The organism is Nocardia sp. NPDC004340, assembly GCF_053602575.1.
Genome location: NZ_JBSGDW010000011.1, coordinates 116,375 through 128,048 on the forward strand (window position 1 = coordinate 116,375; position 11,674 = coordinate 128,048).

Below are 11,674 nucleotides of genomic sequence, written 5' to 3' on the forward strand. Positions count from 1 at the left end.
GCCGGGCCGCCTACTTCACTCCACCACGACCAGCCGCCCGGAATCCGTTCTCCGGATCTCCTGCCGCCGCAACAGGATCTCCACGTCGTTGTTCAGCTGAGCGCGAATGTCGGCCCCGAGCCGGGACCAGCCGAAGATCTCGGCTACCTCGCGGATCGCTTCCTCCGGGAGCGCGCCGGACGCATCGGTGATCACGTTACGAAGAGCCAATCGCCGTTCCGCCGGGGGCACCTCGCCGACCTTGCGCACATAGCCGGCAGACGGAGCCCTGACCGCGGTCACCATGCGGCCGGGCAGCGTGTAGGTGGTTTCGGCGCGAGTCAGCCGACGGTCGCGGACCATGGTGTCGAGCACGGTCCGAATCGCTTGCTGGACCGTGCGACCTGCGCGCTGGAAGCCCCACGCCGAACGAACCCGGGCGATAATCACCGATTCATCGATGGGGCCTTCCTCGTCGACGACCCGCAGCACTACCGCTGTGATCACCGGACCCGCGTCGCGGTCCTGGAGTTGGACCTCCCCGACGCGCGCTTCTTTCGAAACCCGGTGGCGCACCTCGGCGAGCTGCTGCCAGGTCACCGCGTGGTAGGGACGGACCCAGCCGGGCGGTGCGGCCTCAACCGGAACGAATTCTACTGTGGCAGACGCGTTTTCGGTGCCACGGACACCAGCGCCGGGTGACGTGCCCGATCCGGTCCGTATGGCAGCCTCGGCCGGCTCGACGGCGCAGGCCGCCTCCACCGCTGAGCGCAGCCGCGCTTTCGCACCGACGCGGTCGCGGTGCCAATCCGCGCCCCAGACCCGGTGCAACCGCCAGCCGAGCGCGCGAAGCACCGCCTCCCGCAGGCGATCCCGATCACGGGCCGCACGCGAGGCGTGGTACATCGCGCCATCACATTCGACGCCCAGCGCGAATACGCCCGGTGCGGCGGGATGCCGCACCGCCATGTCCACCCGATAGGCCGCCACGCCGACCTGGGGCTCGACTTCGTATCCCCAATCACGCAGGGTGTCGATGACATCCTCCTCGAACGGGCCCGAGGTCGGCACTTCCAGGTCGGTTCCGCCCGAGCCCAGCATTGCTGGACCGTGCTCGGCATACGTCAGGTACCGCTTAAGGTGCTGCACACTGGGGTTCGGGCTTTCGGGCAGGTCTGCACCGTGGAACGAGGCGATCAGCTCGAGTCGCCGGCGGGCTCGGGTGACGGCGACATTGAGCCGTCGCCAGCCGCCGTCGCTGTTGATGGGGCCGAATACCGAACGCAGCTTTCCGGACTCGTCGGGTCCATAGCCGATCGACAAGAGAATCACGTCCCGCTCATCGCCCTGGACGGATTCGAGATTCTTCACGAAGAAGCCGTTGAGACGGTCATCGGTGAAGAAGTCCTCGAATTCCGGCCGTGACTGCCGGAGACGCTGCACAGCCTCCTCGATCGCGTCGGCCTGCGGTTTCGACAACGCCACCACACCGAGCGTCAGATCGGGACGGGTCTCGGCGTGATGCATCACGCGCTGCGCGACAACCTCGGCTTCGCGGGGATTGTCCCGGCGCCGACCACGGTCGTAGACCCCATCGGCCTTGATGAACTCGACCCCGATGTCGGGGCCTGCCTCGAGCACACCGGGGAAGGTCACCATCGAGCCGCCGTAGAACTCGTGGTTGCTGAAGGCGATCAGGTTTTCGTGGCGACTGCGATAGTGCCAGCGCAACGGCAGGCTGGGCAGCACACCGCTGCCCTTGCACAGGTCGAGGACGGATTCGAAGGCGATACCGTCGTCCTCATTCCACTCGTCGCCGTCATTGCTGCCCGCGGCCGTGAAGAACGCGGTCGGCGGCAGCTGTTTCTGGTCCCCGGCCACGATCAGGGCGTCGCCCCGATAGATCGAGTTCGCCGCGTCCTGGGGCAGCACCTGGGAAGCCTCGTCGAAAATGACCACGTCGAAACGGAAGTCCGGAGGCAGGAACTGGCTGACCGTCAGTGGACTCATCATGAAGCACGGCTTGATCCGCTGTACGACATCACGCGTCTGATCCAGCAATACGCGGACTGGCATATGCCGAGTCTTCTTGCCCGCCTCCCGCTGGAGTATCGCGGCCGCGCCGCTGCTGATGCTCCGCGGCCGCCTTGCGTTGCAGGCGGCGATCACCGTCGCATGCGAGGACCGCACCAGTAACGTATCGGCTCTGCGGAAGTCGTCCACCAGACGATCTCGGTCCGCCGCGCGCGCCGGCGACAACCGCGAGTCCTTGGACAGCCAGTAATCCACCCAGGCAGTCAGCACCATGCGTTCGACCGTGGGCGCGAGATCGGCCGGCTTCCGGCCGAGTTTGGCCAAACGCTCCGGAAGCCCGGACAATCCGAATGTCCGGAACGTCGAACTCGCGCCGAGATACCGCTGCCACGCCTCCGGACCGTGCTCGTTCTCGGCCAGTTCGCCGAGAAACGCACGCGCGCTGGTCAGCGAATTCTCCAACGGCCCACGGATTCCGAGGACTCGTCCAATGTCGAAGCACTCGCAGAGCTCGGACCGGCGCTGTTGCCAGTGCTCATGCAGACCGGCCATCCCGGGACCGGGGTCGGCTGTCAGCATGACCCGAGCCGCGGACTCCGGCACGGGCCGCGAGTGCCCACCGCCCGTCATCCGGCGGCGGACGTTGTCGGCCCAGTCCAGCGCGGCGTGAACGGCGTCGAGATCGGTGTCCGCACCGACGTACAGCTCCCCGAGCAACTCACGCCAGTTCTGATCGGAATCGTCGAACCTCGATTGCGCGGCACGGGCGGCGGCCACCTTCACCACCGCGGCGCGCGCACCCGCCACGGTCAGCACTCGACCGGACGCGCGCGAGACCGCCTCGAGCAGATCAGCGGCGATCTCGACGGCCTCGAGGTGAGCGCGCAGCCATGAGGCTCGATCACCCAGTCCCATTCCGGACAACGACGGCCACACTTCCGCGAAATCGGGTGCGCCGGCGAGCAGCTCGCAGTGTTCGAGCTGATCACGCAGGCGCTCGGCCAATCGCGGCAGCTCCGCGGAGGGCGTCTGCCCCCAGGCGAAGGACTGGGAAAACCGCTGCCGGCGTGTGGGATCGGCATGCGCGTCGGGAACGATGTCCACGACCCGGTGCGCCACCTCGAGCGCTCGCCACAGCGCCGCCGAGTCCAGATCCTTCGCGTAATGGCCCAGCGCGGCGATATCCGACTCGGTCGCCGGGTCAGCCGAGCGTGAATCGACCGCGCGCCGCACGAGTTCGCAGCCCGCGAATCGGGCGCCACCCGGCGGCTTCCCCTTGCCGATACCGGCCGCCACGGTTTCGAGTCCGAAGTACCACGGGCCCAGCAGGCGGATATCGGCCGCGCTCTGGGCTTCGAAGCGCCTCGTTACCCACTGGGCTCGGTGCGCCACCCCGATCGCCTCACGTGCATGCACCAGTGTCTGCCCCGCAGCCGACGACGGGTCCAAGCCCCTTGCGGTGGCGATGTGGTCCAGCAGCGCGCATCCTTGCCGCAACGGCTCGAGATGAGCATGCAGCCACTCGGCTGCTTCCCGAAGCGGCCGTTTGGTCAGCTCAACGGCTTTATCGGCCAGCGGCGCTCGTGTCACCGCATCACGCCACGTCGACAACCCGTCGGCGAGCTCGAAGGCTCGCTGGCGCACACTCCCCGGAACAGCACCGTCGTCGGCGAGGCATGCCGCCAGGAGCCGACGGCGTGCTGGATCGGCCACCGCGGCCGGAGCCAAACGATGCACGAGCCGGGCATGCGCCAAAGCGTTGCGCAAGCGATCTACGTCGGGTCGTTCCACGTCGACACGTCCACCGAGCAGCTCCGCGTTGTCGACCACCAATGTGCGCAAACGGTGGTGTGCCGCATGCCATTCCACTGCCAGCGGGAGTTGCCCATAGACCTCGCGCCGCCAGGTGCCGGCGATCGTGACCGGGGCGATCGCCTTCCGCGCCTGCCGGACTTGTCGTGAGAAGACACCTCCTAAGCCGCGCGGACTGCTCAGCAGTATCGCTATCGAATCCTGCAGACCGGGGGTATCGAGTGCAGCCTGCTGGAAACACTGCCGCGCGGCGTCATGAGCGGCTGCCAATCCCACTGTGGCGACTTCGATCTCATCCAGCAGCTCGGCGACCCTTACCAGGCCCTCGGGCTCGAACCATCCTCGCGGCGCGCGATCCGCACTGTCGGCGGCGTCGATCAACTCCAGCAGATTCGCCGCTTGCTCGACCGTCGCGGGTAAGGGACAACCGAGCTGGCCCGCAACGGCCGCGGCGGCGTCATCGGCGGATTCGAGCGTGCGCGACAGCAGCGCGAAGCGCACGCCGAGCTCACCCGCCTGTTCACGGTTGAGAGCGGCGAGGCCGACAGCCGGCGGGGTCAAGGCGGCGAGGGCGAGTTCCGAAGGGAACAGCTCGGCGCTCTGTTCGGAAGGAAGCCTCTGCCAGCCGAGGCCGAACACGACTTCGGCGGCGTCCCGCACCACCTGAACGGCCGCCATACGGGCGAGGAATTCGTCGATCCGGTCTGCGACCACCCGCACCGCCGCCCGTGTAGCGTCCTCGGCCCCATCGGGTGTCAGCCAGCTGTGCAGCGGGCGGTACTCGGCGGCGGTCAACACGATCAGCTCGCACAGCCCCCGGACCGCGTCTTCGTCGGCAGGGGGCGGGCTGCCGAGTTCTGCCGCGGTCTCCACGGCGGTGTTGAACATCTGCTCGAAATGATCAGCGGCGGAATCGAATTCCCGACTCCAGTGGCGCAGGATGGTCTCCTGACGACCGGTGACGTTGAGACCCGGTGGCGACAACCTCGCCAAGGCGGTCTCCGCCGCGGACACATCGGCGCTCACGCGACCGGGAAGCTCGTCCCACTTGGGTCCGAGCGCGGCCCGCGCTTCGTCGGCCGAGTGACGCAACTTGCGCAGCCGACCTTGGAAGTCCCTGATCTGTCGGTCGATTTCGCCCGGATCTCGCCCGGTCAGCCAGGCCATCGGCACCGGCGGGCGGGTCGCGGTCAACTCCAGCAATTTGGACAAGCGCGTCAAACTCTGATCGTCGTAAGCCGGTGTGCCGCCCGTCAACTCGCGGAATTCCTCCGCGACCTCCACAACCTGGTCGAGCGCGGCTCGGGCCCGTTCTACGACGACCCGCGCATTGCGGACATCGCCACGCAGTCCGCGCCAGACGAAAGTCTTGTCCACCATCACCGGCCAGACCTCGGCGATCACCTCGGCCGCATCCACGACGGACCGAACATCCGCGGCGCTGAGGCGCTCGGGCCGGAAATCCTCCACTGCCGCCGAACCGTTACGACCGGCCGCTGACAACAGATTCACAGCGACAGGAATCGACGACAATCGCCCCACCATGCCGATCACATCGTGCACGCTCGCACCGAGCGGGCCCCGGACCTCGTTCATGGCGGCCGCGTACGCGCTCAGTGATTCACGCGTGCCGCGCAGGGCTGTCAGCTCCTCGGCCGGCAATTCCGGTGCGGACGGGACCTCGGTGAGGCACCGGCCCAGTTCCTGGGCGACAGCCTTGCGGCTGGCATTGTGGCTGTGCAGGGCCAGCGCATAGGAATCCAGCCCGGTTGAGCGCAGCCGGTCGAGCACCACATCGAGCGCGGCGGCCTTCTCGGACACGAACAGCACGGTACGACCGGCGTGCAACAGGCCCGCGATCATGTTCGCGATAGTCTGGCTCTTACCTGTGCCAGGAGGCCCGTCCAGCACGAACGACCGGCGAGCCACCGCAGCCGCGACTGCCTGGCGTTGAGACACGTCGGCGTCGAGCACCAGCGGCGTCTGCTCGGGTGGACTCAACTCATCGATACGCGCGAGATCCAATGGCGCGAAGTCGAACCGCGATGCAGACAAACCGGACCGGGGCCCGAGCGCCACGGCGCGCACCAGATCACTGGCCATCACCCGGCTTTGATTGTCGAGCAGGTCCTTGTACATGGCCTCCTTGTGGGAGGCGAACTGCGCCAGCACAACCCGATCCGACACCGACCAGTCACGCTGGTGCGCGACGGCCGCACGCGCGGCGGCCAGCACCGCAGGCAAGTCCATCGGATCGAGGTCGGCCACCTTCGACCAATCCACCTGGAACTGCTCGAGTTTCACCGCCAGCGCCGGATTGTGCCGCGGCTCGTCCTCCTCATTGATGCGCAGCCGGTACTCACCCGTGCGAGTCAGCTCGACAAGGGCTGGCACGAGCACCAGTGGAGCCTCATACCCTGCCGACGCGTCGCGCCAGTTCAGCATTCCCACGCCGATCTGCAGCGTCCACAGGCCGTAGTCGTTGAACATCTGAGTCGACTTGGCACTCAGGTTCTTCAAGGACCGGCGCAGGGCCGGTCCGGTCGTCTTCTGAGTGATGACCGCGCGGGGGCGCTGGGATGCGAGCCGCATCCGCCCCGAGCGATCCAGTCCCGGTTCCTCCTCCGGCAACGGCGCGAAGTCCATACCGCGAACCAGGCCGGCCAGCAGTTGTGCGGCGGGGGGATGCTCGAGGTCCAGTGTCGCTGCCGCGGTGTGCCGGAAGTTCAACAAACGATTACGACCGGTCAGATCGATCAGCGAACCTCGCCACCGCTCCAACACCTCGGCGAGCCGCTCCGCGTTCCCCTGACCAACCGCCGACTGCGCGTTCCTCAAGAGCTGCCCATCCCCGCCGCTAGTGCCACTGGACCGAGATGCCCGGTGGCAGACGTTATGTCGTCACGTACATTCGCGTGAATCCGCTTGCGGGACTGCGACGTTACGCCTCGACCGACTGACGCGGTCAGCGGCTTGCATCATCCCAGCACCCGCCCATGCCCGGCAAGCCGATTCAATCGGTCACCGAATCGGTCTGCGGGGCGAACCGAAGACGGCAAACCCGCCCAACCGGACTCGGCATTGGTTATGTACCAGCACATTCGGGTACATGGGCGTGCTGACTCACCTGGGGACAACACATGTGGGCATTGCTGCTGGCGCCGGTCGAATACGGACAGACTTTGGCAAGCAGGCTGTTTCGGCCGCAATAGCGGCTCGCGCCCCTGGACAAGACCATCGACGACTTGGGTGCGGCCCGGACGGCGGTGGGACTGGGGATCAACTGCTCGTCGTCGGCCGGTACACCGACAACGTGATCGAAGGGATGGTCGCCGTTGCGATGCAGCGGCTGATGCCGTCAGGGGTGATCGCGTTCCCCGTGTACCTGGCCACCATGGCCGCCATCATCGACATCGCCACGCCGAAACCCACACTGCTTCCTACTTCGGTCAATCTCCTAATTCTCCTCGGAGGGTGTTTCACGATCACAATCGTCGCCGTCGTGGAAGGTCGTCGCGCACACCAGCGCTACGGCATCACCTTCCGGTCGGGTGCCTAACCACAAGATCTGCGACGATGACTCCACTTGTCATCAGCATTGCGATCGACGGCTGGTACGAGCCCAGCCTGCGACGGTCGGCGATCCAGCTGCTGCTCGACGACTACCCGGGTATGGCCGATGGGTTCGACATGGAAAACCGCGAATCGGTCGAGGAAATCGATGAGACGCTCCGCGATCGGGCGCCACGCTCCACTGCCCCCGGACACCATTCCGCCGGGGCTGCCTGACAGCCATTGGTGGTGGAACCTGCCGTCTGGAGACCCCGCGGCGATCGCGAATCGAGAGCAGCTTCTGAACTACACGGACCCATCCCACTGACCCAGCCAGCCATGCAGCTCGGCACGGCGGTCGATGGTCCAGCTAGTCCGGAGGCATGTGGTACTCGACTTGGTTGTCGGTGATGTTGATGCCGTGGCGGCGGAGGTTGTCGAGGAGTTGGTGGGTAAAGCGACGGGGTGGGCGGTAGTGGGTGCTGTGGTCGGAGATGAGGTTGAGGCGGCCGGAGGTGGTGGAGAGTTCGCCGGCTGCGGCTACTGGGGCACCGGCCAGGAAGCTGGAGTGGTGGAATTGGCCGAGGATGTGGTGAGGGGAAGAGTAGAGGTTGCCTTGGGCGTCCATGACGAAGATGGCTCGGCCGCCCTGGGGGGTCCAGAGGGTTCGGGATGTGGTGGTGTCGAAGGGGGCGCCTTGGGCGTCGTAGAGGAGGCCGTTGGTGATGGTGAGCTTGTATGGGGCGCGTTCGGCGGGGGTGAGGTAGCGGACGTGAGTGCCGTTCCAGCGGGTGTTTCCTGGGAGGTGCTCGCCTATGAACTCGGGGCGGAGTGGGGTTGTTTCGTAGGGCACGGGAGCTGAGGGGGTCGACAGGACGGTCACTTTGGAGGGGTCGAGGGATGAGGACGACAGGATCTCCCGGACTATCGCGGCGGCGTTGGGGTTGTTCTCGCGCGCTACCAGAGCGGTCGCGTTTCGGTCGCGCCAGCCGGGCCAGATGAAGCCCACTTCGGTGCCGGACTTCAGGCGGAGGAGCAGTACCTCGCGGTTGTAGCCGGCGGGCTTTCGGAACATCTTTCCGACGATGGGCTGGATGTCGATCCAGGACAGGTCGATTCGGGCGATGGGGTCGAGGTGGACGAACTCTGACCACCTTTCGAGCCGGATCTCGCGGTAAGCGCGGTCGGGCCATGGGCGCATGGTGTCGAGGTCGGCGACTACGCGGGTGAGGAAGTGGCGCTTTTCTGCTTCGGTGAATGGGGCGTGGACGACTGGGTCGATGGCCGTGTCGGAGTGGAGGGCCGTGGTGAGGGCCTGGTGTTCTTCCTCGACCGTCAGGTCCCAGAGGGGTTGGTGGACAAGCCATTCTGCGGTGCGACGGGCCTCCGTGTCGCCGAGGGCACTGGCGAACTGCGTGCGGTACAGGACGGCGGTGACAACTGCCCGCCATTTCTCGGTCATGTCGAATCCTCTCTTGCTACTTCGGGGCTCGCAGGTCGATCTGGGTGGGATCTATTCGGAGGCCTTCACTGCGAAGTTGGTCGATAACCTGGTTCGAGAATGTTTGGGCGGGGCGGTAGTGGCCACTGGCGTCGGTGATGAAGCGAAGTTCGCCGTTGACCACTTCGAACTCGCCTGCACCGGCAACCGGGGCGCCGGAAAGGAAGCTGGAGTGGTGGAATTCGCCGGGGGCATGGTACTTCGAGGCGTAGAGGGCACCGTTCTCGTCCATGACGAAGATCGCTCTTCCGCCGTTGAAGTGGGTAGCTGAGGTGGTGGTGTCGAACAGGGCGCCGGTGGCGTCGTAGAGCTTGCTATCGTGGATGGAGAGTTGGAAGCTCTGGCGTTCTTCGGGGGTGAGGTAGCGAACGGATTGTCCTGGCCAGATCGAGTTTCCGGGGAGGTTTTCGCCCTTGTAGTGGGGGTTCATCGGGGTGGTCCTGAGTTTGGGAACAGAGCCTGTTCGGCGGCCGAAGACTGCCAGTCTCGCTGCGGCCTCCTGGACCCACTTGGCGACCTTTGCCGTGAGGGCTCGGACTCGGTCGGCCAGGACGCCGACGACCCGCGCGGATTCTCTTGCCTTGGTGGCCAAGCCGGCGATGATCGATGCGATTCGGGCTGCTTTGACGGCTACGCGGGCGGCCCAGGCGGAGTTGCCGATGTACTCGGACAGGCCCGCGGTGACAGGAGCCAATAACGCCAAGCCGACTTCTACCGCGGCGGTTTCGAGGCCCAGGTCCTTAAGCTCGTCGAGGATCTGGTGGTGGGCCTCGTCGAGGTGGTGGGCGTAGTCGCCGCAGGCTATTCCGATCTCGGTGCTGATGGCGGCGAGGTCGGTCAGGTCTGATTGGCGGGAGCGGGCAGCCTCGATGGCGGCGGGGATTTCCTCGGACTGCTGGTTGGTGAGGAGGTCGATGGCCTTCGGGATCGTGTCGGCCAGGGTGTGGAAGTTGGTGGCCGAGGTGGACCAGGCGGACTGGGCGGCAAGGAGTTCGGACTGGTGGCCGTTGGGCCACATCGCGCCTACGGCATCCTTGATGATCGACCAGCCGAACGGTTCGGGGATGCCGTCGCCGGCCGCGGAGGGAGCCTCGTCGGGGAGGCAGGATGGCGGGGTCAGAGCGGGTGGTGGAGGGGGTTCCACCTCGTTGTGGTCGGCTGCGGACTCACCTGCCTGGTGGTTGTAGGCACCGACCACGATCAGGTCTCGGACTTGTGCCGCGGCGGCGGCCAGTTGGGCGGAGGCTTGCAGGGCTGAGTTCGCGGCTTGGTCGTAGGCGGCGGACCATTCTTGGGCGATGGTGTCGCTGCCTGCCATACCGACGTTCGCGCGGAGGACGGTGAGCAGGCCGGAGTGGGTTTCGATCGCGTCGGACTCGAGGGTGCCGAAAACCTCTCCGGCGGAGCTGTATTCGCCTGAGCGGCAGACGATCAGCGGGACCGTGGGAGGCGGGCTCATGGCCACATGGACGCGTTGGTGGATCCCACCGTTTCGTAGGCGGTGTGGGCTGCGGAGAGCTTCTCGCGCAGGGCTCGCAGAGCCTCGCGCATGAGGGCGGCCGCGGCTACACGGTCATCGTGGGCGGCGCGGTGGGCGGTGGCGGCTTCGCCGGACCAGTCCACGTGGAGCTCGGCTACGCACTTCTCGATCGCGGCTATCCGGGCCTCGATCGAGGACTCCAGTTTGGCTGTGCCGTCGATGAGTTGCTGCAGACCACCCAGGTCGACCCGATAGTCCGCCACTAGACCACCTCGGGCAGGTCGAGGCCCGAGCCGGCTTGCGCGACCGCCTCCGCTCGGTGGTGGTCAATCCGGGTGTGTTCCGAAGCCACCTGGCGGAGCAAGGCGGCGTCGGTGGCGAAGGAGGTGAGAATCCGGTGGGCGCCGGATTCCCAATCGGTCCAAGGGGTCTCGTGTGAGGCCGCGGCGTCACCTTGCCAGTCGCCGCCCAGGAACGAGCGGACCAGCCGCATGTGTGCGGTCAGGTCGTCCACGAGGTCCTGGGCCGCGCGGTCCAGCCAATCCGCGGCCGCTCGCATCGCGGCCGGGTCGATCTTCAGTATCCCCACCATCCGCACGAAGGTAGTGACGGAAGGCGGTGGTGGGGTGCGAGATTCGAACTTCGCGCACTCGGGGTGGGGCTAGCCCGCGTGCATCCACTCGGAGGTGAAGCGGGGGCGCGGGCGGTGGTAGGAGAGGATCGAGGTGGGGGTGGTGTGGCGGCGGATGATGACCTCGAGGGCCTGGGGGAAGGTGGGGGCCACGAGGTCGAGGGAGAGGACGCCGTCGGAGACGATGCGGCCGTCGTCGAGCATCAGGAGGAAGGTGGTGCCGGCGGTGTTGGCTGCCAGGGGGGTCATGCGGTGGCCCAGGGCGCGTTCGAAATCGGCGTAGCGGTCGTACATGCCGCTGGCTACGTCGATCGGGTCGAAGAATAGGGGGTCCGCGGTCCAGAGGGCGCCGGGGAGATCCGGGGGCTGGAGGGTCAGGTTGCCGAAGCCTTGGAGGATGCTCGCAGCGGGGCGGGAGACGTGGAAGCCCTCGGCTTCCAGCTGGTCGGTCCAGCCGGTGATGTCGACACGACGGGAAGGGGTCCAGCCCGCTGCGGTGAGGGCTCGGCACGTCACTGGATTCGGCCAAAAGTAGCGCATAGTGGATATTCGGCGCTGGAAGTTCTTGGGCACGTATCGATTTGATCGAGATACGCCAAAGGCCCCCAGCTATTGCTGGGGGCCTTCGCGAATGATGTTCCGGCGGTGTCCTACTCTCCCACACCCTGTCGAGTGCAGTACCATC

At 66.5% G+C, this 11,674-nt stretch carries 8 protein-coding genes; 2 read left to right on the forward strand and 6 right to left on the reverse strand.

What is annotated here, in order from left to right; all coding sequences use genetic code 11:
* Positions 1-15: 15 nt before the first annotated feature.
* The gene (locus ACWEOI_RS31150; protein ID WP_452361901.1) at positions 16-6,663 is read right to left on the reverse strand and encodes a DUF3320 domain-containing protein; all 6,648 of its coding nucleotides are present in this window, start codon (positions 6,661-6,663) and stop codon (positions 16-18) included.
* A 271-nt stretch (positions 6,664-6,934) separates the two neighbouring features.
* Here ACWEOI_RS31150 and ACWEOI_RS31155 point away from each other — a divergent pair, with 271 nt between their 5' ends.
* Positions 6,935-7,384 (forward strand): hypothetical protein, encoded by a 450-nt coding sequence (locus tag ACWEOI_RS31155; RefSeq protein WP_452361902.1) that lies wholly within the window; start codon positions 6,935-6,937, stop codon positions 7,382-7,384.
* A 17-nt stretch (positions 7,385-7,401) separates the two neighbouring features.
* Positions 7,402-7,614, forward strand: coding sequence for a hypothetical protein (locus ACWEOI_RS31160; RefSeq protein WP_452361903.1), 213 nt, complete (start codon positions 7,402-7,404; stop codon positions 7,612-7,614).
* A gap of 133 nt (positions 7,615-7,747) precedes the next feature.
* On the opposite strand, the gene ACWEOI_RS31165 is transcribed toward ACWEOI_RS31160, so the two are convergent.
* The 5 genes from ACWEOI_RS31165 to ACWEOI_RS31185 all read right to left on the reverse strand — a co-directional run bounded on the left by ACWEOI_RS31165 (position 7,748) and on the right by ACWEOI_RS31185 (position 11,505).
* A complete protein-coding gene (locus ACWEOI_RS31165; RefSeq protein ID WP_452361904.1) occupies positions 7,748-8,839 on the reverse strand; it encodes a hypothetical protein in 1,092 nt (363 codons plus the stop codon).
* A gap of 16 nt (positions 8,840-8,855) precedes the next feature.
* Positions 8,856-10,337 (reverse strand): WXG100-like domain-containing protein, encoded by a 1,482-nt coding sequence (locus ACWEOI_RS31170; protein WP_452361905.1) that lies wholly within the window; start codon positions 10,335-10,337, stop codon positions 8,856-8,858.
* Positions 10,334-10,621 (reverse strand): WXG100 family type VII secretion target, encoded by a 288-nt coding sequence (locus ACWEOI_RS31175; protein ID WP_379280446.1) that lies wholly within the window; start codon positions 10,619-10,621, stop codon positions 10,334-10,336. The genes ACWEOI_RS31170 and ACWEOI_RS31175 overlap by 4 nt, the downstream gene beginning before the upstream one ends.
* Positions 10,621-10,950: a WXG100 family type VII secretion target gene (locus ACWEOI_RS31180; protein ID WP_452361906.1), complete on the reverse strand. Its 330-nt coding sequence runs from the start codon at positions 10,948-10,950 to the stop codon at positions 10,621-10,623. Before ACWEOI_RS31180 ends, ACWEOI_RS31175 begins: the two co-directional genes overlap by 1 nt.
* Before the next feature lie 69 nt (positions 10,951-11,019).
* A complete protein-coding gene (locus ACWEOI_RS31185; protein WP_452361907.1) occupies positions 11,020-11,505 on the reverse strand; it encodes an SUKH-3 domain-containing protein in 486 nt (161 codons plus the stop codon).
* Positions 11,506-11,674: the final 169 nt, after the last annotated feature.